Source organism: Pseudomonas bubulae (genome assembly GCF_037023725.1).
GTDB classification, from domain to species: Bacteria; Pseudomonadota; Gammaproteobacteria; order Pseudomonadales; family Pseudomonadaceae; genus Aquipseudomonas; species Aquipseudomonas bubulae.
The window spans coordinates 1,207,074-1,233,470 of record NZ_CP146077.1; the positions used below are offsets into that span (position 1 = coordinate 1,207,074).

General features: G+C 54.0%; 22 protein-coding genes, 4 tRNA genes and 2 rRNA genes. All 28 read left to right on the forward strand.

Going from position 1 to position 26,397, the window contains the following annotated elements:
- Window positions 1-147: 147 nt before the first annotated feature.
- The 28 genes from V6L81_RS05590 (at window position 148) to rplV (ending at window position 26,385) form a co-directional block, all read left to right on the forward strand.
- Window positions 148-3,041, forward strand: a 23S ribosomal RNA gene (locus tag V6L81_RS05590).
- 147 nt (window positions 3,042-3,188) lie between these two features.
- Window positions 3,189-3,304 (forward strand): 5S ribosomal RNA (rrf, locus tag V6L81_RS05595).
- A 190-nt stretch (window positions 3,305-3,494) separates the two neighbouring features.
- Window positions 3,495-4,442 (forward strand): bifunctional biotin--[acetyl-CoA-carboxylase] ligase/biotin operon repressor BirA, encoded by a 948-nt coding sequence (birA, locus tag V6L81_RS05600; protein WP_338660532.1) that lies wholly within the window; start codon window positions 3,495-3,497, stop codon window positions 4,440-4,442.
- Window positions 4,432-5,175: a pantothenate kinase gene (locus V6L81_RS05605; protein ID WP_095019087.1), complete on the forward strand. Its 744-nt coding sequence runs from the start codon at window positions 4,432-4,434 to the stop codon at window positions 5,173-5,175. The genes birA and V6L81_RS05605 overlap by 11 nt, the downstream gene beginning before the upstream one ends.
- Window positions 5,176-5,182: 7 nt before the next feature.
- Window positions 5,183-5,659, forward strand: a complete 477-nt coding sequence (locus tag V6L81_RS05610) for a hypothetical protein (RefSeq protein ID WP_338660533.1) — start codon at window positions 5,183-5,185, stop codon at window positions 5,657-5,659.
- 110 nt (window positions 5,660-5,769) lie between these two features.
- Window positions 5,770-5,854: transfer RNA gene (locus V6L81_RS05615), tRNA-Tyr, on the forward strand.
- A 25-nt stretch (window positions 5,855-5,879) separates the two neighbouring features.
- A tRNA-Gly gene (locus tag V6L81_RS05620) sits at window positions 5,880-5,953 on the forward strand.
- A 26-nt stretch (window positions 5,954-5,979) separates the two neighbouring features.
- Window positions 5,980-6,055: transfer RNA gene (locus V6L81_RS05625), tRNA-Thr, on the forward strand.
- Window positions 6,056-6,300: 245 nt separating this feature from the next.
- Window positions 6,301-6,376, forward strand: a tRNA-Trp gene (locus V6L81_RS05630).
- Between the two features lie 45 nt (window positions 6,377-6,421).
- Window positions 6,422-6,790, forward strand: a complete 369-nt coding sequence (secE, locus tag V6L81_RS05635) for a preprotein translocase subunit SecE (RefSeq protein ID WP_016779165.1) — start codon at window positions 6,422-6,424, stop codon at window positions 6,788-6,790.
- Between the two features lie 9 nt (window positions 6,791-6,799).
- Window positions 6,800-7,333, forward strand: a complete 534-nt coding sequence (gene nusG / locus V6L81_RS05640; protein WP_026014126.1) for a transcription termination/antitermination protein NusG — start codon at window positions 6,800-6,802, stop codon at window positions 7,331-7,333.
- 116 nt (window positions 7,334-7,449) lie between these two features.
- Window positions 7,450-7,881: a 50S ribosomal protein L11 gene (rplK, locus tag V6L81_RS05645; protein ID WP_008008888.1), complete on the forward strand. Its 432-nt coding sequence runs from the start codon at window positions 7,450-7,452 to the stop codon at window positions 7,879-7,881.
- Window positions 7,881-8,576 (forward strand): 50S ribosomal protein L1, encoded by a 696-nt coding sequence (gene rplA, locus V6L81_RS05650; RefSeq protein WP_016779167.1) that lies wholly within the window; start codon window positions 7,881-7,883, stop codon window positions 8,574-8,576. The genes rplK and rplA overlap by 1 nt, the downstream gene beginning before the upstream one ends.
- Before the next feature lie 197 nt (window positions 8,577-8,773).
- On the forward strand, window positions 8,774-9,274 hold the full coding sequence (rplJ, locus tag V6L81_RS05655; RefSeq protein WP_016779168.1) for a 50S ribosomal protein L10: 501 nt from the start codon (window positions 8,774-8,776) through the stop codon (window positions 9,272-9,274).
- Between the two features lie 80 nt (window positions 9,275-9,354).
- Entirely contained in the window at window positions 9,355-9,720 is a 366-nt protein-coding gene (rplL, locus tag V6L81_RS05660; RefSeq protein ID WP_016779169.1) for a 50S ribosomal protein L7/L12, read from the forward strand.
- 219 nt (window positions 9,721-9,939) lie between these two features.
- Window positions 9,940-14,013, forward strand: coding sequence for a DNA-directed RNA polymerase subunit beta (gene rpoB / locus V6L81_RS05665; RefSeq protein WP_016779170.1), 4,074 nt, complete (start codon window positions 9,940-9,942; stop codon window positions 14,011-14,013).
- A 64-nt stretch (window positions 14,014-14,077) separates the two neighbouring features.
- Complete coding sequence (gene rpoC / locus V6L81_RS05670; RefSeq protein ID WP_094999501.1) at window positions 14,078-18,277, forward strand: DNA-directed RNA polymerase subunit beta'; 4,200 nt, start codon at window positions 14,078-14,080, stop codon at window positions 18,275-18,277.
- A gap of 216 nt (window positions 18,278-18,493) precedes the next feature.
- Window positions 18,494-18,865, forward strand: coding sequence for a 30S ribosomal protein S12 (gene rpsL, locus V6L81_RS05675; RefSeq protein WP_002555494.1), 372 nt, complete (start codon window positions 18,494-18,496; stop codon window positions 18,863-18,865).
- Between the two features lie 123 nt (window positions 18,866-18,988).
- Entirely contained in the window at window positions 18,989-19,459 is a 471-nt protein-coding gene (gene rpsG / locus V6L81_RS05680; protein WP_016779172.1) for a 30S ribosomal protein S7, read from the forward strand.
- Window positions 19,460-19,489: 30 nt separating this feature from the next.
- The gene (fusA, locus tag V6L81_RS05685) at window positions 19,490-21,595 is read left to right on the forward strand and encodes an elongation factor G (protein ID WP_094999500.1); all 2,106 of its coding nucleotides are present in this window, start codon (window positions 19,490-19,492) and stop codon (window positions 21,593-21,595) included.
- A gap of 35 nt (window positions 21,596-21,630) precedes the next feature.
- On the forward strand, window positions 21,631-22,824 hold the full coding sequence (gene tuf, locus V6L81_RS05690; RefSeq protein WP_016779174.1) for an elongation factor Tu: 1,194 nt from the start codon (window positions 21,631-21,633) through the stop codon (window positions 22,822-22,824).
- A 144-nt stretch (window positions 22,825-22,968) separates the two neighbouring features.
- Window positions 22,969-23,280, forward strand: a complete 312-nt coding sequence (rpsJ, locus tag V6L81_RS05695) for a 30S ribosomal protein S10 (protein ID WP_003186070.1) — start codon at window positions 22,969-22,971, stop codon at window positions 23,278-23,280.
- 81 nt (window positions 23,281-23,361) lie between these two features.
- A complete protein-coding gene (rplC, locus tag V6L81_RS05700; RefSeq protein ID WP_016779175.1) occupies window positions 23,362-23,997 on the forward strand; it encodes a 50S ribosomal protein L3 in 636 nt (211 codons plus the stop codon).
- A gap of 12 nt (window positions 23,998-24,009) precedes the next feature.
- The gene (gene rplD / locus V6L81_RS05705) at window positions 24,010-24,612 is read left to right on the forward strand and encodes a 50S ribosomal protein L4 (RefSeq protein ID WP_016779176.1); all 603 of its coding nucleotides are present in this window, start codon (window positions 24,010-24,012) and stop codon (window positions 24,610-24,612) included.
- Window positions 24,609-24,908 carry a 50S ribosomal protein L23 gene (rplW, locus tag V6L81_RS05710; protein ID WP_003444375.1) on the forward strand — a complete coding sequence of 100 codons (300 nt, stop codon included), beginning with the start codon at window positions 24,609-24,611 and terminating at the stop codon, window positions 24,906-24,908. Before rplD ends, rplW begins: the two co-directional genes overlap by 4 nt.
- A gap of 14 nt (window positions 24,909-24,922) precedes the next feature.
- Window positions 24,923-25,747 carry a 50S ribosomal protein L2 gene (rplB, locus tag V6L81_RS05715; RefSeq protein ID WP_016779177.1) on the forward strand — a complete coding sequence of 275 codons (825 nt, stop codon included), beginning with the start codon at window positions 24,923-24,925 and terminating at the stop codon, window positions 25,745-25,747.
- Window positions 25,748-25,763: 16 nt separating this feature from the next.
- Window positions 25,764-26,039: a 30S ribosomal protein S19 gene (gene rpsS / locus V6L81_RS05720; protein WP_003232420.1), complete on the forward strand. Its 276-nt coding sequence runs from the start codon at window positions 25,764-25,766 to the stop codon at window positions 26,037-26,039.
- A 13-nt stretch (window positions 26,040-26,052) separates the two neighbouring features.
- Window positions 26,053-26,385 carry a 50S ribosomal protein L22 gene (gene rplV, locus V6L81_RS05725; protein ID WP_003444373.1) on the forward strand — a complete coding sequence of 111 codons (333 nt, stop codon included), beginning with the start codon at window positions 26,053-26,055 and terminating at the stop codon, window positions 26,383-26,385.
- Window positions 26,386-26,397 lie beyond the last annotated feature (12 nt).

Below are 26,397 nucleotides of genomic sequence, written 5' to 3' on the forward strand. Positions count from 1 at the left end.
TTGGGTATGTAATAGAAAGTTAGACTGGATAGCACTTTCACTGGTGTTTATTCAGGCTAAGGTAAAATTTGTGATTGCTCTTAATTGAGCAGCGAATTTTCGGCGAATGTCGTCTTCATAGTATAACCAGATTGCTTGGGGTTATATGGTCAAGTGAAGAAGCGCATACGGTGGATGCCTTGGCAGTCAGAGGCGATGAAAGACGTGGTAGCCTGCGAAAAGCTTCGGGGAGTCGGCAAACAGACTTTGATCCGGAGATGTCTGAATGGGGGAACCCACCTAACATAAGTTAGGTATCTTAAGCTGAATACATAGGCTTAAGAAGCGAACCAGGGGAACTGAAACATCTAAGTACCCTGAGGAAAAGAAATCAACCGAGATTCCCTTAGTAGTGGCGAGCGAACGGGGACCAGCCCTTAAGCTGTATTGATGTTAGCGGAACGCTCTGGAAAGTGCGGCCATAGTGGGTGATAGCCCTGTACGCGAAAACATCTTTGCAGTGAAATCGAGTAGGACGGAGCACGAGAAACTTTGTCTGAATATGGGGGGACCATCCTCCAAGGCTAAATACTACTGACTGACCGATAGTGAACTAGTACCGTGAGGGAAAGGCGAAAAGAACCCCGGAGAGGGGAGTGAAATAGATCCTGAAACCGTATGCGTACAAGCAGTGGGAGCCCACTTTGTTGGGTGACTGCGTACCTTTTGTATAATGGGTCAGCGACTTATTTTCAGTGGCAAGCTTAACCGAATAGGGGAGGCGTAGCGAAAGCGAGTCTTAATAGGGCGTCTAGTCGCTGGGAATAGACCCGAAACCGGGCGATCTATCCATGGGCAGGTTGAAGGTTGGGTAACACTAACTGGAGGACCGAACCGACTACCGTTGAAAAGTTAGCGGATGACCTGTGGATCGGAGTGAAAGGCTAATCAAGCTCGGAGATAGCTGGTTCTCCTCGAAAGCTATTTAGGTAGCGCCTCATGTATCACTGTAGGGGGTAGAGCACTGTTTCGGCTAGGGGGCCATCCCGGCTTACCAAACCGATGCAAACTCCGAATACCTACAAGTGCCGAGCATGGGAGACACACGGCGGGTGCTAACGTCCGTCGTGAAAAGGGAAACAACCCAGACCGTCAGCTAAGGTCCCAAAGTTATGGTTAAGTGGGAAACGATGTGGGAAGGCTTAGACAGCTAGGAGGTTGGCTTAGAAGCAGCCACCCTTTAAAGAAAGCGTAATAGCTCACTAGTCGAGTCGGCCTGCGCGGAAGATTTAACGGGGCTCAAACCATACACCGAAGCTACGGGTATCATCTTAGGATGATGCGGTAGAGGAGCGTTCTGTAAGCCTGTGAAGGTGAGTTGAGAAGCTTGCTGGAGGTATCAGAAGTGCGAATGCTGACATGAGTAACGATAATGGGTGTGAAAAACACCCACGCCGAAAGACCAAGGTTTCCTGCGCAACGTTAATCGACGCAGGGTTAGTCGGTCCCTAAGGCGAGGCTGAAAAGCGTAGTCGATGGAAAACAGGTTAATATTCCTGTACTTCTGGTTATTGCGATGGAGGGACGGAGAAGGCTAGGCCAGCTTGGCGTTGGTTGTCCAAGTTTAAGGTGGTAGGCTGGAATCTTAGGTAAATCCGGGATTCTAAGGCCGAGAGCTGATGACGAGTGTTCTTTTAGAACACGAAGTGGTTGATGCCATGCTTCCAAGAAAAGCTTCTAAGCTTCAGGTAACCAGGAACCGTACCCCAAACCGACACAGGTGGTTGGGTAGAGAATACCAAGGCGCTTGAGAGAACTCGGGTGAAGGAACTAGGCAAAATGGCACCGTAACTTCGGGAGAAGGTGCGCCGATGGAGGTGAAGCATTTACTGCGTAAGCCCCTGTCGGTCGAAGATACCAGGCCGCTGCGACTGTTTATTAAAAACACAGCACTCTGCAAACACGAAAGTGGACGTATAGGGTGTGACGCCTGCCCGGTGCCGGAAGGTTAATTGATGGGGTTAGCTAACGCGAAGCTCTTGATCGAAGCCCCGGTAAACGGCGGCCGTAACTATAACGGTCCTAAGGTAGCGAAATTCCTTGTCGGGTAAGTTCCGACCTGCACGAATGGCGTAACGATGGCGGCGCTGTCTCCACCCGAGACTCAGTGAAATTGAAATCGCTGTGAAGATGCAGTGTATCCGCGGCTAGACGGAAAGACCCCGTGAACCTTTACTATAGCTTTGCACTGGACTTTGAATTTGCTTGTGTAGGATAGGTGGGAGGCTTTGAAGCGTGAACGCCAGTTTGCGTGGAGCCAACCTTGAAATACCACCCTGGCAACTTTGAGGTTCTAACTCAGGTCCGTTATCCGGATCGAGGACAGTGTATGGTGGGTAGTTTGACTGGGGCGGTCTCCTCCTAAAGAGTAACGGAGGAGTACGAAGGTGCGCTCAGACCGGTCGGAAATCGGTCGTAGAGTATAAAGGCAAAAGCGCGCTTGACTGCGAGACAGACACGTCGAGCAGGTACGAAAGTAGGTCTTAGTGATCCGGTGGTTCTGTATGGAAGGGCCATCGCTCAACGGATAAAAGGTACTCCGGGGATAACAGGCTGATACCGCCCAAGAGTTCATATCGACGGCGGTGTTTGGCACCTCGATGTCGGCTCATCACATCCTGGGGCTGAAGCCGGTCCCAAGGGTATGGCTGTTCGCCATTTAAAGTGGTACGCGAGCTGGGTTTAGAACGTCGTGAGACAGTTCGGTCCCTATCTGCCGTGGACGTTTGAGATTTGAGAGGGGCTGCTCCTAGTACGAGAGGACCGGAGTGGACGAACCTCTGGTGTTCCGGTTGTCACGCCAGTGGCATTGCCGGGTAGCTATGTTCGGGAAAGATAACCGCTGAAAGCATCTAAGCGGGAAACTTGCCTCAAGATGAGATCTCACTGGAACCTTGAGTTCCCTAAAGGGCCGTCGAAGACTACGACGTTGATAGGTTGGGTGTGTAAGCGCTGTGAGGCGTTGAGCTAACCAATACTAATTGCCCGTGAGGCTTGACCATATAACACCCAAGCAATTTGCTTAGAGCAAGTTGCGGTGTGTGAAGACGATACAGACCGAAAGTTTGCGGTTCACAAAACACCATATCTATTACATACCCATTCGCTGGAGCGTAAACCGAAAGGTAAACGACCTGGCTACCGAATTTCTTGACGACCATAGAGCATTGGAACCACCTGATCCCATCCCGAACTCAGTAGTGAAACGATGCATCGCCGATGGTAGTGTGGGGTTTCCCCATGTGAGAGTAGGTCATCGTCAAGATTAAATTCCAAACCCCCTGTCTGCTCACGCAGACAGGGGGTTTGTTTTTGTGCGCGAAAAAGCGGTCGCAAGCTTCAAACTGTGTGCTCTCGGCTTGCCCCAAGCTGTTAGCTTGCTGTGTGCGCGGGGTTTCTATGCAATGGCGCCGCTCATGGCTATCATGCGTGCCTCATTGTGAGGCGATACATGCATGCTGACGTTGTTGAAACTCCTCAAAGATGGTCGATTCCACTCAGGGCAAGCGCTTGGTGCTGCACTTGGCGTTAGCCGCAGTGCAGTCTGGAAGCAGCTCCAGCTTTTGGAATCCAACCTGAACCTGTCGATTCATAAAGTTCGTGGTCGTGGCTATCAGTTAGCTGCACCGCTTGAGCTCCTTGAGCAGGACCAGTTGACTGCCAGCCCATGGCCTGTCTCTATTCATGATTCATTAGACTCCACCAATGCCGAGGCCTTGCGCGCGATCGACAGTGGCACTGCGGCGCCGTTTGTTGTTACGGCTGAGCGGCAAACTGCTGGTCGTGGACGAAGAGGCCGCAAATGGGTCAGTCCTTTCGCAGAAAATATCTACTACAGCCTTGTTCTTCGCATGGATGGCGGGATGCGCCAGCTTGAAGGGCTTAGCCTTGTGGTTGGTCTGGCAGTACTGAGTGCGCTTCGCGGGGTGGGGATATCTGACGCCGGCCTCAAATGGCCAAATGATGTGCTCGTAGGCAACAAGAAAATTGCCGGCATTTTGCTTGAGTTGGTCGGCGATCCGGCTGATGTGTGTCATGTGGTTCTGGGGATCGGCATTAACGTCAATATGCGGGTGGCCAGCGAGGTAGATCAGGCCTGGACCTCGGTATTTCTCGAGTCAGGTCATTCGGTAAACCGCAATGCGCTGATTTCGAAACTCAACGATAGCCTGCTGGTGTATCTGAAGCGCCATGCTACCGAGGGCTTTTCGGCATTGCAGGCGCAGTGGGAGCAAAACCACTTGTGGCAGGGTCGTGAAGTCTCTCTGATAGCTGGAGTGCATCAGGTGGATGGCACTGTCATGGGTATTGATCAGCAGGGCGCGCTGCGCATGAGTGTCAATGGCGAAGAGAAAGTGTACAGCGGCGGTGAGCTTAGCTTGAGGTTGCGCCATGATTCTTGAGATGGACTGTGGCAACAGTTTTATAAAGTGGCGTGCCCTTGACGCCGGGGTGGCGGTGGGTGGGGGCGTAGTTGACTCTGATGCTGCGCTGCTGGCCGCGGTGTTGGCCGTTCCGGGGTTGAACATCACCCACTGCCGGTTGGTCAGTGTGCGCAGTGATGATGAGACATCGAGCCTGGTGGCCTCCATCGTGACGACCTTTGGTGTGGCTGCACAGTGCGCGCAGCCTGCAAGGAGTGCCGCAGGTGTCAGTAACGGTTATGAGGAGTTTGCCCGTTTGGGGCTCGATCGCTGGCTTGCCGTGGTTGGTGCTTTTGAGTTGGCGAAGAGCGCGTGCCTGGTACTGGATTTCGGCACGGCGGTAACGGCGGACTTCGTGGCTGCTGACGGTCAGCACCTGGGCGGGTTTATTTGTCCCGGGATGCCCTTGATGCGCGATCAGTTGCGTACTCATACACGCCGTATCCGGTATGACGACCTCTCTGCGGAGCAGGCCTTGCTCCAGCGTACGCCCGGGCGTACGACGGTTGAGGCTGTTGAGCGTGGGTGTTTGTTGATGCTGCGGGGCTTTGTGATGACCCAGCTGGAATTGGCGCGCGAGTACTGGGGAGAAGACTTTGAAGTTTTTCTTACCGGCGGTGACGCAAGCCTGGTAAAGGATATGGTTCCAGAAGCGCGCTTGGTGCAAGACCTGGTATTTGTCGGTTTGGCGGTGGTTTGTCCCCTTCCTTGAGGTTTCTATGCGTTGGCTGTTTCTGCTGCTGGTTGTACTGAATGTCTTTTATTACATATGGCACCAGCAAGAGGCTCCGTTGAGGGCCAAAGAAGTTGTTTCCTTGTCTTTGTACAAGGGCAGTCATCAGGGCATACGCCTGCTTGGCGAGGTGCAGCCGGCAGGTGGGGGAGGTGCAGTCGCCATTGACCAGGCGCTGAGTGCGCAATGCATGTTTTTAGGCAATTTACCTGTGCAAGAACAGCTGCACGGCCTGCAGCGCAGGTTGTCTGAGATGGGGATAGCATCTACCCAAGTCGAAGGTGAGCAGGCTGAAATGCCTGGCTATGCCCTCAAGATCAGCCCGCAAGGCACTGCTGCGGCCAGTGAAATGGTTTTGCAGAACCTTGTTAATGAATTCAATGGGTTAAAATACAAAAAAATGCGCTGTGAGGGCTTGCAGGTACCCGATAGTTTGCATAGAATGGCGCCCGCTCCACAGTGAACGCCAAACAGGCTACTAGGTGTGAAGCGAGTCAAGTTGCTAACTTCCTGATTTAATTGAAGAAAGTGGTTGACATAAGGTTGGAATGATGTAGAATTCTAACCAGCTCAGGAGGGGTTCCCGAGCGGCCAAAGGGATCAGACTGTAAATCTGACGTCTACGACTTCGAAGGTTCGAATCCTTCCCCCTCCACCATATTTAAGCTAGAGCAGCAAGATTTGCGGGTGTAGTTTAGTGGTAGAACCTTAGCCTTCCAAGCTAATGATGCGGGTTCGATTCCCGCCACCCGCTCCAGTCTAGCTGTTTTCGCGACATGTTTTGCTCTTGTAGCTCAGTTGGTAGAGCACACCCTTGGTAAGGGTGAGGTCAGCGGTTCAAATCCGCTCAAGAGCTCCATATAACAAGGCAGATATGAAAATATCTGCCTTTGTTTTAACAGGTGCATAGCCTGTCTGGGGTGTTTGCTGGTGGCGCTGTTTTTAGGTGTCACTGCCCTGGTTGGTTGTTACGGTTGTGAGTAGCTCGCATTCTGCTATTCGCTGGCAATTCTCTGCTTGGATAGGGTTGATTGCAAAAGTAATTGCGCTTGTTGTTGAAAAGTCTCTCTCGTGTCGGCATAATCCGCGGCTCGATAATGTTTTAGGTCAGTAGCTCAATTGGCAGAGCGACGGTCTCCAAAACCGTAGGTTGGGGGTTCGATTCCCTCCTGACCTGCCAGATTCGCTCATTGCGTCTGGCTTTCTTTTCACAGGATCCTCTTTGATGACTCCCAAGGCTGAAGTTCAAGGCTCTCGCTTCGATCTCCTCAAGTGGCTTGTAGTGGTAGCTCTTGTGGTGGTTGGCGTTGTTGGGAATCAGTATTATTCTGGTTCGCCGATCCTGTATCGCGTCATTGCACTTCTTGTGATTGCTGCTGTTGCTGCCTATGTGGGCTTGCAGACGGCAAAAGGCAAGTCGTTCGCTGTCCTGGTAAAGGAAGCTCGTACTGAGATTCGTAAAGTCGTATGGCCAACTCGCCAAGAAACTACGCAGACCACGTTGATCGTGGTGGCTGTTGTTCTTGTTATGGCGTTGCTGTTGTGGGGTTTGGATTCCCTGCTCGGCTGGCTCGTTTCCTTGATTGTTGGCTAAGGGTGTCCCGTGGCTAAGCGTTGGTACGTAGTGCATGCTTATTCGGGTTACGAAAAGCATGTTATGCGCTCTCTGATAGAGCGTATTAAGCTGGCAGGCATGGAAGATGGCTTCGGCGAAATTCTGGTTCCCACTGAAGAAGTGGTTGAAATGCGTAATGGCCAGAAGCGCAAAAGCGAACGCAAGTTCTTCCCTGGTTATGTGCTGGTTCAGATGGACATGAGCGAAGGGACTTGGCACTTGGTCAAGGACACTCCGCGTGTCATGGGCTTCATTGGTGGTACTGCTGATAAACCGGCACCTATCACTGATAAAGAAGCAGAAGCAATTCTGCGTCGCGTAGCTGATGGCAGCGACAAGCCCAAGCCGAAAACACTGTTCGAGCCGGGCGAAGTTGTCCGTGTTACCGACGGTCCGTTTGCCGATTTCAATGGCACGGTCGAAGAAGTTAACTACGAAAAGAGCCGCATTCAAGTGGCGGTGCTCATTTTCGGTCGCTCTACTCCGGTAGAGCTAGAGTTTAGCCAGGTCGAAAAGGTCTAGTTAAACACGAATCCCAACCCCATGGCCTAGGCTGTGGGGTTTTGTCGTCACTGGGATAAACGCGCAAGTAACCGGGGAGCCTCTTTAGGCGATTGAACCCGTAATTGGAGTGCCTCATGGCTAAGAAGATTACCGCTTACATCAAGCTGCAAGTGAAGGCCGCTCAGGCTAACCCAAGCCCACCTGTTGGTCCGGCTCTGGGTCAGCACGGCGTGAACATCATGGAATTCTGCAAGGCTTTCAACGCCCGTACTCAGGGTATTGAGCCAGGCCTGCCGACTCCAGTGATCATCACTGTATACAGCGACCGTAGCTTCACGTTCGAAACCAAGTCGACCCCTGCTTCGGTTCTGCTGAAGAAGGCTGCCGGTCTGACTAGCGGTTCCGCTCGTCCAAACACCGTTAAGGTTGGCACTGTAACTCGTGCTCAGCTGGAAGAAATCGCGAAAACCAAAAACGCGGATCTGACTGCAGCTGATATGGAAGCAGCCGTGCGTACTATCGCCGGTTCTGCTCGTAGCATGGGCCTTAACGTGGAGGGTGTGTAATGGCTAAGCTGACCAAGCGTCAAAAGGCAATCGCCGGTAAAATCGAAGCTGGCAAGTCTTACAATTTTGTAGACGCTGCTGCTTTGCTGGCTGAGCTGTCGACTGTAAAATTCAGCGAGTCTTTCGACATCGCCGTTAACCTGGGCGTAGACCCACGTAAATCTGACCAGGTTGTTCGTAGCGCTACTGTGCTGCCACACGGCACTGGCAAGACTGTACGTGTTGCTGTGTTCACTCAGGGTCCAGCTGCTGAAGCTGCTCTGGCTGCCGGCGCTGATCGCGTTGGTATGGACGACCTGGCTGCCGAAATGAAAGGCGGCGACCTGAACTACGACGTAGTTATTGCATCCCCGGACGCAATGCGTGTTGTTGGTCAGTTGGGTCAGATCCTGGGCCCACGTGGTCTGATGCCTAACCCTAAGGTTGGTACTGTAACTCCAGACGTAGCCACCGCTGTTAAGAACGCGAAGGCTGGTCAGGTTCGTTATCGCACCGACAAAAACGGTATCATTCACACTTCCGTTGGCAAGATCGGCTTCGACGCCGTTCAGCTGAAGGAAAACGTTGAAGCCCTGATCGCTGATCTGAAGCGTATCAAACCAGCTTCCTCGAAAGGTATTTATGTTAAGCGCGTAACCCTGAGCACCACTATGGGCCCGGGCCTGGTCATCGACCAGGGTTCCCTGGACGCGTAAGACAAAATTGGCGCAGTCAAATGCGCCAATTGAAAGATTGGGGTCCCTGCCTGGCGGGGGCTATCCAAGACCGTAGGCGGCGAAAGCCTTAAACCTCAAGCCTACGCAGATGGTGCTCCCGGTTCCTTACCGAATCAGACACCAAAACGACATCAGGCCTCGGCCAGATGAAACGGTAACAAGCAGGAGTTAAACCCGTGGCAATTAAACTCGAAGACAAGAAGGCCATCGTCGCTGAAGTCAACGAGGCTGCCAAAGTTGCCCTGTCCGCTGTTGTGGCTGATGCCCGCGGTGTGACAGTAGGCGCTATGACCGGACTCCGTAAAGAGGCTCGTGAAGCTGGCGTTTACGTACGTGTTGTACGTAACACCCTGCTCAAGCGCGCTGTTGCTGACACTGAATACAGTGTTCTCAACGACGTGTTCACTGGCCCGACCTTGATTGCATTCTCGCAAGAACATCCGGGCGCTGCTGCTCGTATCTTCAAAGAGTTCGCAAAAGGTCAGGATAAGTTCGAGATCAAGGCAGCTGCGTTCGAGGGCAAGTTCCTCGCAGCTAATCAGATCGACGTACTGGCAAGTCTGCCGACCCGTGACGAAGCAATTTCTCAGCTGATGAGCGTGATTCAAGGCGCTACCAGCAAATTGGCTCGTACTCTGGCGGCCCTTCGCGACCAGAAAGAAGCTGCTGCAGCCTAAGGCTGAGCGACTCCTTTCAGCGTTTATTGTTTATTTCGATGGCCGCGTAGGCTGTCACCCCAATACAGGAATTTATAGTCATGTCTCTGACTAACGACCAAATCATCGAAGCAATCGGCGAAAAATCCGTTCTGGAAATCGTTGAACTGATCAAAGCAATGGAAGAGAAGTTCGGCGTTTCCGCTGCTGCTGCTTCTGCTGGTCCTGCTGCTGCCGCTGCTGTTGTTGAAGAGCAAACTGAATTCAACGTTATGCTGCTGGAAGCTGGCGAGAAGAAAGTTAACGTGATCAAGGCTGTTCGTGAGCTGACTGGTCTGGGCTTGAAAGAAGCCAAGGCAGTAGTTGACGGCGCTCCAGCTATGGTACTGGAAGCTGTTGCTAAAGAAGCAGCTGACAAAGCCAAGGCTACCTTGGAAGAAGCAGGCGCTAAAGTCGAGCTGAAGTAAGCATCGACCTTGCGTTTCCAGCCCAGGCGTTAAGCTGAGGCTGATGGCTGGTGGCTCTTGCCACCGGCCTTTTTCCGTTATTGGCAGCCGACTAGGTTGGTGCCTTTAACGTGCTGTAACCACCCTGTGCGGTGGAGCAAACCAAGGGGTTTGCACGATTTTCTGGCTGCTCCCGTCGGGAGAGGCCAAACAAGCAGGTGACCAAGCTGGGGAACGCTGATGGCTTACTCATATACTGAGAAAAAACGTATCCGCAAGGACTTTAGCAAGTTGCCGGACGTCATGGATGTGCCGTATCTCTTGGCAATCCAGCTGGATTCGTATCGTGAATTCTTGCAGGCGGGAGCGACTAAAGATCAGTTCCGCGACGTGGGCCTGCATGCGGCCTTCAAATCCGTTTTCCCGATCATCAGCTACTCCGGCAATGCTGCGCTGGAGTACGTCGGTTATCGCTTGGGCGAACCGGCATTTGATGTCAAAGAATGCGTGTTGCGTGGCGTAACGTACGCCGTACCTTTGCGGGTAAAAGTTCGTTTGATCATTTTCGACAAAGAATCGTCGAACAAAGCGATCAAGGACATCAAAGAGCAAGAAGTCTACATGGGTGAAATCCCCCTGATGACTGAAAACGGTACCTTCGTAATCAACGGTACCGAGCGTGTAATTGTTTCCCAGCTGCACCGTTCCCCGGGCGTGTTCTTTGACCACGACCGCGGCAAGACGCACAGCTCCGGTAAGCTGCTTTATTCCGCGCGTATCATTCCTTACCGTGGTTCGTGGCTCGATTTCGAGTTCGACCCGAAAGACTGCGTGTTCGTGCGTATTGACCGTCGTCGCAAGCTGCCTGCATCGGTATTGCTGCGCGCGCTGGGTTATACCACTGAGCAAGTGCTGGACGCGTTCTACACCACCAACGTGTTCCACGTTCAGGGTGAGAGCATCAGCCTGGAGCTGGTTCCACAGCGTCTGCGCGGTGAAATCGCGGCCATCGATATTACCGATGACAAAGGCAAGGTGATTGTTGAGCAGGGTCGTCGTATCACTGCCCGTCATATCAACCAGCTGGAAAAAGCCGGTGTCAAAGAGCTCGTTATGCCTCTGGACTATGTCCTGGGTCGCACAACGGCCAAGGCTATCGTGCATCCGGCTACTGGCGAAATCATTGCTGAGTGCAACACCGAGCTGACCACTGAAATCCTGGCAAAAGTTGCCAAGGGCCAGGTTGTTCGCATCGAAACGTTGTACACCAACGATATCGACTGCGGTCCGTTCGTCTCCGACACGCTGAAGATCGACTCCACCAGCAACCAACTGGAAGCGCTGGTCGAAATCTATCGCATGATGCGTCCAGGCGAGCCGCCAACCAAAGACGCTGCCGAGACTCTGTTCAACAACCTGTTCTTCAGCCCTGAGCGCTATGACCTGTCTGCGGTCGGCCGGATGAAGTTCAACCGTCGTATCGGTCGTACCGAGATCGAAGGTTCGGGCGTGTTGTGCAAAGAAGACATCGTTGCCGTGCTGAAGACCCTGGTCGACATCCGTAACGGTAAAGGCATCGTCGATGACATCGACCACCTGGGTAACCGTCGTGTTCGCTGTGTAGGCGAAATGGCCGAGAACCAGTTCCGCGTTGGCCTGGTACGTGTTGAGCGTGCGGTCAAAGAGCGTCTGTCGATGGCTGAAAGCGAAGGCCTGATGCCGCAAGACCTGATCAACGCCAAGCCTGTGGCTGCGGCGGTGAAAGAGTTCTTCGGTTCCAGCCAGCTGTCCCAGTTCATGGACCAGAACAACCCTCTGTCCGAGATCACCCACAAGCGCCGTGTTTCTGCACTGGGCCCGGGCGGTCTGACGCGTGAGCGTGCGGGCTTTGAAGTTCGTGACGTACACCCGACTCACTACGGCCGTGTTTGCCCTATTGAGACGCCGGAAGGTCCGAACATCGGTCTGATCAACTCCCTGGCTGCCTATGCGCGCACCAACCAGTACGGCTTCCTCGAGAGCCCGTACCGTGTAGTGAAAGACGCACTGGTAACTGACGAGATCGTTTTCCTGTCCGCCATCGAAGAAGCTGATCACGTGATCGCTCAGGCCTCGGCCACGATGAACGACAAGAAAGTGCTGATCGACGAGCTGGTTGCTGTTCGTCACTTGAACGAATTCACCGTCAAGGCGCCGGAAGACGTCACCTTGATGGACGTTTCGCCGAAGCAGGTTGTTTCGGTTGCAGCGTCGCTGATCCCGTTCCTGGAACACGATGACGCCAACCGTGCGTTGATGGGTTCCAACATGCAGCGTCAAGCTGTACCAACCCTGCGCGCTGACAAGCCGCTGGTAGGTACCGGCATGGAGCGTAACGTAGCTCGTGACTCCGGCGTTTGCGTCGTGGCTCGTCGTGGCGGCGTGATCGACTCTGTTGATGCCAGCCGTATCGTGGTTCGTGTTGCTGATGACGAAGTTGAAACTGGCGAAGCCGGTGTCGACATCTACAACCTGACCAAATACACCCGTTCCAACCAGAACACTTGCATCAACCAGCGTCCGCTGGTGCGCAAGGGTGACCGTGTACAGCGTAGCGACATCATGGCTGACGGCCCGTCCACCGATATGGGTGAGCTGGCGCTGGGTCAAAACATGCGCATCGCGTTCATGGCCTGGAACGGTTACAACTTCGAAGACTCCATCTGCTTGTCGGAACGAGTTGTTCAAGAAGACCGCTTTACCACGATCCACATTCAGGAACTGACCTGTGTGGCACGTGACACCAAGCTTGGGCCTGAAGAGATCACTGCAGACATCCCTAACGTGGGTGAAGCTGCACTGAACAAACTGGACGAAGCCGGTATCGTTTACGTAGGTGCTGAAGTTGGCGCCGGCGACATTCTGGTAGGTAAGGTCACTCCGAAAGGCGAGACCCAGCTGACTCCGGAAGAGAAGCTGTTGCGTGCCATCTTCGGTGAAAAAGCCAGCGACGTTAAAGACACCTCCCTGCGCGTACCTACCGGTACCAAAGGTACTGTTATCGACGTGCAGGTCTTCACCCGTGACGGCGTTGAGCGTGATGCTCGTGCACTGTCGATCGAGAAGACCCAGCTGGACGAGATCCGCAAGGATCTGAACGAAGAGTTCCGTATCGTTGAAGGCGCTACCTTCGAACGTCTGCGCTCTGCTCTGGTTGGCCGCATTGCCGAAGGTGGTGCCGGTCTGAAGAAAGGTCAGGAAATCACCAATGAAATCCTGGACGGTCTTGAGCATGGTCAGTGGTTCAAACTGCGCATGGCTGAAGATGCTCTGAACGAGCAGCTTGAAAAGGCTCAGGCTTACATCATCGATCGCCGTCGTCTGCTGGACGACAAGTTCGAAGACAAGAAGCGCAAACTGCAGCAGGGCGATGACCTGGCTCCAGGCGTGCTGAAAATCGTCAAGGTTTACCTGGCAATCCGCCGTCGCATCCAGCCGGGTGACAAGATGGCCGGTCGTCACGGTAACAAGGGTGTGGTCTCCGTGATCATGCCGGTTGAAGACATGCCGTACGATGCCAATGGCACCCCGGTTGATGTGGTCCTCAACCCGTTGGGCGTACCTTCGCGTATGAACGTTGGTCAGATTCTCGAAACTCACCTGGGCCTCGCGGCCAAAGGTCTGGGCGAGAAGATCAACCTCATGATTGAAGAACAACGCAAGGTCGCTGACCTGCGTAAGTTCCTGCATGAGATCTACAACGAAATTGGCGGTCGTCAAGAAAGCCTGGATGACTTCTCCGATCAGGAAATCCTGGATCTGGCGAAGAACCTTCGCGGCGGTGTGCCAATGGCTACCCCGGTGTTCGACGGTGCCAAGGAAAGCGAAATCAAGGCAATGCTTCGTTTGGCAGACCTGCCAGACAGCGGCCAGATGGTGCTGACTGATGGTCGTACCGGCAACAAGTTCGAGCGTCCGGTTACCGTTGGCTACATGTACATGCTGAAGCTGAACCACTTGGTAGACGACAAGATGCACGCTCGTTCTACCGGTTCTTACAGCCTGGTTACCCAGCAGCCGCTGGGTGGTAAGGCACAGTTCGGTGGTCAGCGTTTCGGGGAGATGGAGGTCTGGGCGCTGGAAGCCTACGGCGCGGCATACACTCTGCAAGAAATGCTCACAGTGAAGTCGGACGATGTGAACGGCCGTACCAAGATGTACAAAAACATCGTGGACGGCGATCACCGTATGGAGCCGGGCATGCCCGAGTCCTTCAACGTGTTGATCAAAGAAATTCGTTCCCTCGGCATCGATATCGATCTGGAAACCGAATAACACGTGACGCGAATCGAGAGCGGGGCTGTATGGCCCGCTCTCTGCTCCGCCAGGAGGAAAGGCCTTGAAAGACCTACTGAATTTGCTGAAAAACCAGGGTCAAGTCGAAGAGTTCGACGCCATCCGTATTGGATTGGCATCGCCTGAGATGATCCGTTCGTGGTCGTTCGGTGAAGTTAAAAAGCCGGAAACCATCAACTACCGTACGTTCAAGCCTGAGCGTGACGGCCTGTTCTGCGCCAAGATCTTTGGCCCGGTAAAGGATTACGAGTGCCTGTGCGGTAAGTACAAGCGCTTGAAGCACCGCGGTGTGATCTGTGAGAAGTGTGGCGTTGAAGTCGCACTGGCCAAGGTCCGTCGCGAGCGCATGGCTCACATCGAACTGGCTTCGCCGGTTGCTCACATCTGGTTCCTGAAATCGCTGCCGTCCCGTATCGGCTTGCTGATGGACATGACCCTGCGTGATATCGAACGCGTTCTCTACTTCGAGAGCTATGTCGTTATCGATCCGGGCATGACCACTCTGGAAAAAGGTCAGCTGCTGAACGATGAGCAGTACTTCGAAGCGCTGGAAGAGTTCGGCGACGACTTTGATGCCCGCATGGGTGCTGAAGCTGTCCGTGAACTGCTGCACGCTATCGACCTGGAGCACGAGATTGGCCGTCTGCGTGAAGAAATTCCGCAAACCAACTCTGAAACCAAAATCAAGAAGCTGTCCAAGCGCCTGAAGTTGATGGAAGCCTTCCTGGGCTCCGGCAACCTTCCGGAGTGGATGGTTCTGACCGTTCTGCCGGTTCTGCCGCCAGATCTGCGTCCTCTGGTACCGTTGGATGGCGGTCGTTTCGCGACTTCCGACCTCAACGACCTGTACCGTCGAGTGATCAACCGTAACAACCGCTTGAAGCGCCTGCTTGATCTGTCCGCTCCGGACATCATCGTGCGCAACGAAAAGCGTATGTTGCAAGAAGCGGTCGACGCACTGCTCGACAACGGCCGTCGTGGTCGCGCTATCACCGGTTCGAACAAGCGTCCTCTGAAATCCCTGGCTGACATGATCAAGGGTAAGCAAGGTCGTTTCCGTCAGAACTTGCTCGGTAAGCGTGTTGACTACTCGGGTCGTTCGGTAATTACCGTAGGTCCGACCCTGCGTCTGCACCAGTGCGGTCTGCCGAAGAAAATGGCTCTCGAGCTGTTCAAGCCGTTCATTTTCGGCAAGCTGGAAATGCGTGGTCTTGCTACCACCATCAAAGCCGCCAAGAAGATGGTTGAGCGCGAGTTGCCGGAAGTGTGGGACGTTCTCGCTGAAGTTATCCGCGAACACCCGGTTCTTCTCAACCGTGCACCGACCCTTCACCGTCTGGGTATCCAGGCGTTTGAACCGGTACTGATCGAAGGTAAAGCTATCCAGCTGCACCCTCTGGTCTGTGCTGCGTACAACGCCGACTTCGACGGCGACCAAATGGCCGTGCACGTACCGCTGACACTGGAAGCCCAGTTGGAAGCGCGCGCGTTGATGATGTCGACCAACAACATTCTGTCGCCAGCCAACGGTGAGCCAATCATCGTTCCGTCGCAGGACGTTGTATTGGGTCTGTACTACATGACGCGTGAAGCGATCAACGCCAAAGGCGAAGGTCGTGTATTCGCTGACTTGCAGGAAGTTGACCGTGTATTCCGTGCCGGCGAAGCCGCACTGCACGCCAAGGTCAAGGTTCGTATCAACGAAACCGTCAACGACCGTGATGGCGGCAGCGTGACCAACACCCGTATCGTCGACACCACTGTCGGCCGTGCGCTGTTGTTCCAGGTTGTGCCAAAAGGTTTGTCGTACGACGTCGTCAACCTGCCGATGAAGAAAAAAGCGATCTCCAAGCTGATCAACCAGTGCTACCGCGTGGTTGGTTTGAAAGAGACCGTGATCTTCGCTGACCAGTTGATGTACACCGGTTTTGCTTACTCGACCATCTCCGGCGTTTCCATCGGTGTTAACGACTTCGTTATCCCGGATGAAAAAGCTCGCATCATCGCTGCTGCAACCGATGAAGTGAAAGAGATCGAAAGTCAGTACGCCTCCGGCCTGGTAACCCAGGGCGAGAAGTACAACAAGGTAATCGACCTTTGGTCGAAAGCTAACGATGAAGTTTCCAAGGCGATGATGTCCAACCTCTCGAAAGAGAAGGTAATCGACCGCCACGGCAACGAAGTCGAGCAAGAATCGTTCAACTCGATGTACATGATGGCCGACTCCGGCGCACGGGGTTCTGCTGCGCAGATCCGTCAGCTGGCCGGTATGCGTGGTCTGATGGCCAAGCCGGACGGTTCCATCATCGAAACGCCGATTACTGCGAACTTCCGTGAAGGTTTGAGCGTACTTCAGTACTTCATCTCGACTCACGGTGCTCGTAAGGGTCTGGCGGATACCGCCTTGAAAACAGCTAACTCCGGTTACCTGACACGTCGTCTGGTAGACGTTGCACAAGATCTGGTTGTGACTGAAGTTGACTGCGGTACCGAACACGGTCTGCTGATGACTCCGCACATCGAAGGCGGCGACGTTGTTGAGCCATTGGGTGAGCGCGTACTGGGTCGAGTAATCGCCCGTGACGTATTCAAGCCGGGCACCGAGGAAGTTATCGTTCCTGCAGGCACCCTGGTTGACGAGAAGTGGGTTGAATTCATCGAGCTGAACAGCATCGACGAAGTGATCGTGCGCTCGCCAATCAGCTGCGAAACCCGTTTCGGTATCTGCGCCAAGTGCTACGGCCGTGATCTGGCTCGTGGTCACCAGGTGAACATCGGTGAAGCTGTCGGCGTTATCGCTGCCCAGTCGATCGGTGAGCCGGGTACACAGCTGACCATGCGTACGTTCCACATCGGTGGTGCGGCAAGCCGGACCTCCGCTGCTGACAGCGTTCAGGTGAAGAATGGCGGTACTGTCCGTCTGCACAACCTGAAGCACGTTGAGCGTGTAGATGGCTGCCTGGTTGCAGTATCCCGTTCCGGTGAGCTGGCCATTGCTGATGACTTCGGTCGTGAGCGTGAGCGTTACAAGCTGCCGTACGGCGCCGTGATTTCGGTTAAAGAAGGTGACAAGGTTGACGCTGGCTCTATCGTAGCCAAGTGGGATCCTCACACTCACCCAATCGTTACCGAAATGAAAGGTACCGTGACCTACGTGGGCATGGAAGAAGGCATCACGATCAAGCGTCAGACTGACGAATTGACCGGTATGACCAACATTGAAGTACTTGATGCCAAAGACCGTCCAGCTGCCGGCAAGGACATTCGTCCAGCCGTCAAGATGGTGGGTGTTGATGGCAAGGATCTGCTGTTGCCAGGTACCGACGTACCGGCTCAGTACTTCCTGCCAGCGAACGCCTTGGTCGGTGTAGCGGATGGTGCGGAAATCGCGATCGGTGACGTTATCGCTCGTATTCCGCAAGAAACTTCGAAAACTCGAGACATCACCGGTGGTCTGCCACGGGTTGCTGACTTGTTCGAAGCCCGTCGTCCGAAAGAAGCCTCGATTCTGGCTGAAGTCAGCGGCACCATCGCGTTCGGTAAAGAAACCAAAGGCAAGCGCCGTCTGGTTATTACCCCGAACGACGGTACTGATCCGTACGAAGAGCTGATTCCAAAGTGGCGCCACCTGAACGTCTTCGAAGGCGAACAAGTGAACCGCGGCGAAGTTATCTCCGACGGTCCAAGCGATCCACACGACATCCTGCGTCTGCTGGGTGTGAGTGCGCTGGCCAAGTACATCGTTAACGAGATCCAGGACGTTTACCGTCTGCAAGGCGTAAAAATCAACGATAAGCACATCGAGACCATTCTGCGTCAGATGCTGCGTAAAGTTGAGATTGCCGAGTCTGGCGATTCCACCTTCATCAAGGGCGACCAGATGGAGTTGACGCAGGTATTGACCGAGAACGAGCGTCTGGGCAACGAAGACAAGTTCGTGTCCAAGTTCACTCGCGTCCTGCTGGGTATCACCAAGGCGTCGTTGTCGACTGAATCGTTCATCTCGGCGGCCTCTTTCCAGGAGACCACTCGAGTACTGACCGAAGCGGCGGTAACCGGCAAGCGCGATTACCTGCGCGGCCTGAAAGAAAACGTTGTCGTGGGTCGTCTGATCCCGGCAGGTACCGGTTTGGCATACCACAGCGAGCGTAAGCGCCGCCGTGAGGCTGACAAGCCGTTGCGCGTAAGCGCCAGTGAAGTGGAAGCTGCACTGACCGAAGCGCTGAACTCGAGCGGTAACTGAGTTCTGCGGTAAATGATGGGCGGGCCCCGGCAGTTCCGTTCATCGAATCGAGACAATTTGTCTGGGTTTGATGAGTGGAAGTGTCGGGGCCTTGCCTTGACTGGGGGCAAGATCCTCTTTAGACTCTTGTACCCCTAAATTTGGCGGGAATTCGTTCCTGCCATTTTGCTTTTCTTGCAAGACAATAGCGTCGCAAGACAACAGTGGAGCTAGTAGATGGCAACTATCAACCAGCTGGTACGTCAGCCGCGTAAGCGTATCGTCGAGAAATCCGACGTACCTGCGCTGCAAAACTGCCCGCAACGTCGTGGCGTATGCACCCGTGTGTATACAACTACGCCGAAAAAACCTAACTCGGCACTGCGTAAAGTATGCCGTGTGCGCCTGACCAACGGTTTCGAGGTTTCCTCGTACATCGGTGGTGAAGGTCACAACCTGCAAGAACACAGCGTGGTACTGATTCGTGGCGGTCGTGTAAAAGACTTGCCAGGTGTTCGTTACCACACCGTTCGCGGCTCTTTGGATACTTCCGGCGTTAAAGGTCGTAACCAAGGTCGTTCGAAGTACGGTACCAAGAAGCCGAAGTAGTCTTCGGTTTCCGGTAAATAATGCAGATTTCTTTTTTTCTGAGTCGATAAGAGTAAGGTCGGACCTGCATCCCTGGGGTGTAATGGTTCCGAGCTAACCTGAAGACCGTTTGAGGGCTTATCCATGCCAAGAAGACGCGTAGCAGCCAAGCGCGAAGTGCTTGACGATCCAAAATACGGAAGCCAAATTCTGGCCAAGTTCATGAACCACGTGATGGAAAGCGGCAAAAAAGCCGTTGCCGAGCGTATCGTTTATGGCGCGCTGGAAAAGGTTAAAGAACGCAAGAACAGTGATCCCCTGGAACTCTTCGAGAAAGCTCTCGACGCCATCGCTCCGCTGGTCGAAGTGAAGTCGCGCCGTGTAGGCGGTGCTACTTACCAGGTTCCGGTCGAAGTTCGCCCGTCCCGTCGTAACGCCCTGGCAATGCGCTGGTTGGTAGACTTCGCCCGCAAGCGCGGCGAGAAGTCTATGGCTCTGCGTTTGGCTGGCGAACTGTTGGACGCTGCCGAAGGTAAAGGTGCTGCTGTTAAGAAGCGTGAAGACGTGCACCGTATGGCCGAAGCTAACAAAGCTTTCTCGCACTACCGCTTCTAATTTCAGCTTCACTAATTTTGCGAGGGCTTTATGGCTCGTACTACTCCGATTAGTCGCTACCGTAACATCGGTATCGTCGCTCACGTGGATGCTGGTAAAACCACCACCACCGAGCGCGTACTGTTTTACACTGGCAAAAGTCACAAAATGGGCGAGGTGCATGATGGCGCCGCGACCACAGACTGGATGGTTCAGGAGCAGGAGCGTGGTATTACCATTACTTCTGCTGCCATTACCGCCTTCTGGAAAGGTTCTGCCAAGCAGTACAAGGACGAGCACCGCTTCAACGTAATCGATACCCCGGGCCACGTTGACTTCACTATTGAAGTTGAGCGTTCCCTGCGTGTACTCGACGGCGCTGTCGTTGTGTTCTGTGGTACCTCGGGCGTTGAGCCTCAGTCGGAAACCGTATGGCGTCAAGCCAACAAATACGGCGTTCCACGTCTTGTTTACGTAAACAAGATGGACCGTGCTGGTGCCAACTTCCTGCGCGTTATCGAGCAGATCAAGAAGCGTCTGGGCCACACTCCAGTTCCAATCCAGTTGGCTATCGGTTCCGAAGACAACTTCCAGGGTCAGATCGATCTGATCAACATGGAAGCTGTGTACTGGAACGATGCTGACAAAGGTATGGTTCCTGTTCGCAAAGAAATTCCAGCTGAGCTGAAAGATCTTGCTGACGAGTGGCGCGACAACATGGTTCAGGCTGCGGCCGAAGCCAATGAAGAGCTGATGAACAAGTACCTCGAAGGTGAAGAATTCACCATCGCGGAAATCAAGGCGGCTCTGCGTCAGCGTACTATCGCTGGTGAGATCGTCCTGGCTGTTTGCGGTTCTTCCTTCAAGAACAAGGGTGTTCCCCTGGTTCTCGACGCCGTTATCGACTTCCTGCCGGCTCCGACTGATATTCCTGCCATCAAGGGTACTGACCCGGATGACGAGACTATCGAGCTGGAGCGTCATGCAGACGACAACGAGCCGTTCTCGGCTCTGGCGTTCAAGATCGCTACCGACCCATTCGTGGGTACCTTGACCTTCGTCCGTGTTTACTCGGGCGTGTTGAACTCCGGCGACGGCGTAATCAACTCGGTTAAGGGCAAGAAAGAGCGCGTGGGTCGTATGGTGCAAATGCACGCAAACGCCCGTGAAGAAATCAAGGAAGTACGCGCTGGTGACATCGCGGCCTTGATCGGCATGAAGGACGTCACCACTGGTGAGACTTTGTGCAACGCTGACAAGCCAATCATTCTGGTTCGTATGGACTTCCCGGAGCCGGTTATTTCGGTTGCCGTAGAGCCTAAGACCAAGGATGACCAGGAAAAAATGGGTGTTGCACTGGGCAAGCTTGCTCAGGAAGATCCATCTTTCCGCGTTAAAACTGATGAAGAGACTGGTCAAACGATCATCTCTGGCATGGGCGAGCTGCACCTGGACATCCTGGTTGACCGGATGCGCCGTGAGTTCAACGTCGAAGCCAACATCGGTAAGCCTCAGGTTTCCTATCGTGAGCGCATCACGAAGAACTGTGAGATCGAAGGCAAGTTCGTTCGTCAGTCCGGCGGTCGTGGCCAGTTTGGTCACTGCTGGATTCGTTTTGCACCTGCTGACGAAGGTCAGGAAGGTCTGCAGTTCGTGAACGAAGTGGTAGGTGGTGTGGTTCCTAAGGAATACATCCCGGCTATCCAGAAGGGTATCGAAGAGCAGATGAAGAACGGTGTTGTTGCCGGCTATCCGCTGATCGGCCTGAAGGCTACCGTGTTTGATGGTTCTTACCACGACGTCGACTCCAACGAGATGGCGTTTAAGGTGGCTGCTTCCATGGCGACCAAGCAACTGGCTACCAAAGGTGGCGGTGAGCTGCTTGAGCCGATCATGGCGGTAGAGGTTGTTACACCTGAAGACTATATGGGTGACGTGATGGGCGACTTGAACCGTCGTCGCGGCATGATCCAGGGTATGGAAGATACGGTCTCCGGCAAAGTAATTCGTGCTGAAGTACCGTTGGGTGAAATGTTCGGTTATGCGACCGACGTTCGTTCCATGTCCCAGGGTCGCGCAAGCTACTCTATGGAATTCAAAAAATACGATACAGCTCCGGCGCACATCGTCGAAACTGTTACTAAAAAACAAGGCTGATTTAGTTCAGTCCTTTAGGCAAGGAGTTAATTGTCGTGGCTAAAGAAAAATTTGATCGTTCCCTACCGCACGTCAACGTTGGCACTATCGGTCACGTTGACCATGGTAAAACCACGCTGACTGCAGCTCTGACCCGTGTTTGCTCCGAAGTTTTCGGTTCGGCAATCGTTGACTTCGATAAAATCGACAGCGCGCCAGAAGAAAAAGCTCGTGGTATCACGATCAACACTGCGCACGTTGAATACAACTCGCACATTCGTCACTACGCTCACGTTGACTGCCCAGGTCACGCTGACTATGTGAAGAACATGATCACCGGTGCTGCTCAGATGGACGGCGCTATCCTGGTTTGTTCGGCCGCTGATGGTCCGATGCCACAAACCCGTGAGCACATCCTGCTGTCCCGTCAGGTTGGCGTTCCGTACATCGTGGTTTTCCTGAACAAGGCTGACCTGGTAGACGACGCTGAGCTGCTGGAACTGGTTGAGATGGAAGTTCGTGACCTGCTGTCGACTTACGACTTCCCAGGCGACGACACTCCGATCATCATCGGTTCGGCTCGTATGGCGCTGGAAGGCAAAGACGACAACGAAATGGGCACCACTGCCGTTCGTAAACTGGTTGAAACTCTGGATACCTACATTCCAGATCCAGTACGTGTTATCGACAAGCCGTTCCTGATGCCAATCGAAGACGTATTCTCGATCTCCGGTCGCGGTACTGTTGTAACTGGTCGTATCGAGCGCGGTATCGTTCGCGTTCAAGATCCGCTGGAAATCGTTGGTCTGCGTGACACTACTGTTACCACCTGCACCGGCGTTGAAATGTTCCGTAAGCTGCTCGACGAAGGTCGTGCGGGCGAGAACTGCGGCGTGCTGCTGCGCGGCACCAAGCGTGACGACGTTGAGCGTGGCCAGGTTCTGGTTAAGCCAGGCTCGGTTAAGCCGCACACTACCTTCGAAGCTGAAGTGTACGTGTTGAGCAAAGAAGAAGGCGGCCGTCACACTCCGTTCTTCAAAGGCTACCGTCCTCAGTTCTACTTCCGTACAACTGACGTAACTGGTAACTGCGAACTGCCGGAAGGCGTTGAGATGGTAATGCCGGGCGACAACATCAAAATGGTTGTTACCCTGATCAAAACCATCGCAATGGAAGACGGTCTGCGTTTCGCAATCCGTGAAGGCGGTCGTACCGTTGGCGCTGGCGTTGTAGCCAAAATCATCGCGTAAGTGATGATTGCCTGAAAAAAGCCCCCGCTCAGCGGGGGCTTTTTTTATTGAGTTGACACCTACTGGGGTCGTCTATAGAATTGCGCCTCCTTTTAACGGGCGTATTGCGCTCGGTGGGAACAGCAATCTGGAGTCTGAAATCCAATGCAAAATCAGCAAATCCGTATCAGGTTGAAGGCTTTTGACCATCGCCTGATCGACCAATCAACCCAGGAAATCGTGGAAACCGCGAAACGTACTGGTGCTCAAGTGCGTGGTCCAATTCCACTGCCTACCCGTAAAGAGCGGTTCACCGTTCTGGTCTCCCCGCACGTCAACAAAGACGCGCGTGACCAGTACGAGATCCGTACTCATAAGCGCGTACTGGACATCGTCCAGCCAACGGATAAAACCGTTGATGCACTTATGAAGCTTGATCTTGCGGCCGGTGTGGAAGTGCAGATCAGCCTCGGCTAAGACTTGGGTCTTAGTCGTGTAACGCTCTGAAATGGGCGGCCATAGCGGGTGAAAGCCCCGTACACTCATGAGGTTTACAACATGACTATTGGTGTAGTCGGTCGTAAATGCGGTATGACCCGTATTTTCACCGAAGAAGGTGTCTCCATTCCGGTCACGGTCATTGAGATCGAGCCGAATCGCGTCACCCAGTTCAAAACTGAAGAAACCGATGGCTATCGTGCAGTGCAAGTCACTGTCGGCGAGCGTCGCGCTTCGCGTGTAACAGCTGCTCAAGCGGGTCACTTCGCTAAAGCAAACGTTGCCGCCGGTCGTACCGTAATGGAATTCCGTCTTGAAGAAGGCGAGTACCAGGCTGGCGATCTGATCAACACTGAAATCTTCACCGCTGGCCAACTGGTTGATGTAACCGGTCAGTCCAAGGGTAAAGGCTTCCAGGGTACGATCAAGCGTTGGAATTTCCGTGGCCAAGACAACACTCACGGTAACTCCGTTTCCCACCGCGTCCCGGGCTCTATTGGCCAGTGCCAGACTCCTGGTCGTGTATTCAAGGGCAAAAAAATGTCCGGTCATATGGGCGCTGAGCGCGTGACCGTGCAGTCCCTGGAAGTAGTGCGCGTCGACGCTGAACGCAATCTGTTGTTGGTCAAGGGTGCTGTTCCTGGCGCTACTGGCGGCAACCTGGTTGTACGTCCAGCGGCCAAGGCTCGCGGTTAAGGGGAAGCTGACATGCAATTAAATGTAAATGACGCTCAAGCGATCGAAGTTTCCGAACTGACTTTCGGCGGCGAATTCAACGAGACGCTGGTTCACCAAGCAGTCGTGGCCTACATGGCCGGCGGCCGTCAAGGTAGCAAGCAGCAAAAGACCCGTTCCGACGTTCGTGGTGGCGGTAAGCGCCCTTGGCGTCAGAAAGGTACTGGCCGTGCTCGTGCCGGTACTATCCGTAGCCCAATCTGGCGTGGCGGCGGTACCACTTTCGCAGCTCGTCCACAGGATCACTCCCAGAAGCTGAACAAGAAGATGTATCGCGCAGCAATGCGTTCCATCCTTGCTGAGCTGGTGCGTACTGATCGTCTGGTCGTGGTTCAGGACTTCGCTGTTGAAGCGCCGAAAACCAAAGATCTGCTCAACAAGCTGAATGGCATGGGTCTGACTGATGTCCTGATCGTGTCTGAAGGTGTTGATCAGAACCTGTACCTGGCTGCTCGTAACCTGCCACACGTTGATGTACGTGACGTGCAAGGTTCCGATCCAGTTAGTCTGATCGCATACGACAAGGTGTTGATCACCGTGTCGGCCGTGAAGAAATTCGAGGAGCTGCTGGGATGAACCAGGAACGCGTATTTAAAGTTCTGCTTGGCCCGCACGTTTCCGAGAAGGCTACGGTTCTGGCAGACAAGAAAGGCCAGTTCGTTTTCAAGGTTGCTACCGATGCAACCAAGCTGGAAATCAAGAAGGCCGTCGAAAGCCTGTTCAGCGTGAAAGTTGAGCGTGTTACTACCCTGAACGTTCTGGGTAAGAGCAAGCGCACCGCTCGCGGCGTGGGCAAGCGTAATGACTGGAAGAAGGCAGTAATCTCCCTTCAGCCAGGCCAAGATCTCGATTTCAGCAGCAGTGCTGAGTAAGGAAGGGGTGCATCATGGCAATCGTTAAATGCAAACCGACTTCCCCTGGCCGCCGTCATGTGGTCAAGGTGGTCAACCAGGAGCTGCATAAAGGCGCTCCTCACGCACCGCTGCTCGAGAAGAAATCGAAGTCTGGTGGTCGTAACAACAATGGCCGTATTACCACTCGTCACATCGGTGGTGGTCATAAGCAGCATTACCGTATGGTCGACTTCCGTCGCAACGACAAAGATGGCATTCCAGCCACTGTTGAGCGTATCGAATACGATCCAAACCGTACTGCTCACATCGCTCTGATGCTGTACGCAGACGGCGAGCGCCGCTACATCATTGCCCCTAAAGGCGTGAGTGCTGGCGACCAGCTGATTTCGGGTGCTTTGGCCCCAATCAAGCCGGGTAACTCGTTGCAACTGCGCAGCATTCCAGTTGGTAGCACCGTACACGGCATCGAATTGAAGCCGGGTAAAGGCGCGCAAATCGCACGTTCCGCTGGTGCTTCGGCTCAGCTGGTCGCTCGTGATGGTGTCTATGTGACCCTGCGTCTGCGCTCTGGTGAAATGCGTAAAGTACTGGCTGAATGCCGTGCGACCCTGGGTGAAGTCTCGAACTCCGAGCACAGCCTGCGTTCGCTGGGTAAAGCTGGTGCCAAACGCTGGCGTGGCGTTCGCCCAACCGTTCGTGGTGTTGCCATGAACCCGGTTGACCACCCACATGGTGGTGGTGAAGGTCGTACCTCTGGTGGTCGTCATCCGGTATCGCCATGGGGCTTCCCGACTAAGGGCGCGAAGACTCGTGGTAATAAGCGTACCGACAAAATGATCGTCCGTCGTCGCAAGTAAATAGAGGGATACGACAGTGCCACGTTCTCTGAAAAAAGGTCCTTTTATTGATCTTCACCTACTGAAGAAGATCGAAGTGGCGGCGGAAAAGAACGATCGCAAACCGGTGAAAACCTGGTCGCGTCGTTCGATGATCCTGCCACAAATGGTCGGTCTGACCATCGCTGTGCATAACGGTCGTCTTCATGTCCCAGTTCTCGTGAACGAAGACATGGTTGGCCATAAACTAGGCGAGTTTGCCGGTACCCGCACTTATCGTGGGCACGTGGCAGACAAGAAAGCCAAGCGTTAAGGGGTAAGGAACGATGGAAGTAGCCGCTAAGTTGTCGGGCGCTCGAATCTCCGCCCAGAAAGCCCGCTTGGTCGCCGACCAGATCCGCGGGAAGAAGGTGGGCGAAGCGCTCAACCTGTTGGCTTTCAGCAACAAGAAAGCCGCCGAGATCATCAAGAAAGTGCTGGAGTCGGCCGTAGCCAACGCCGAGCATAACGAAGGCGCAGACGTTGACGACTTGAAAGTCGCCACCGTTTTCGTCAACGAAGGGCGTTCGCTGAAGCGCATCATGCCGCGTGCCAAAGGCCGCGCTGATCGCATCGTCAAGCGGTCTTGCCATATCACTGTCAAGGTTGCTGACAAGTAACGGAGTCGAAGA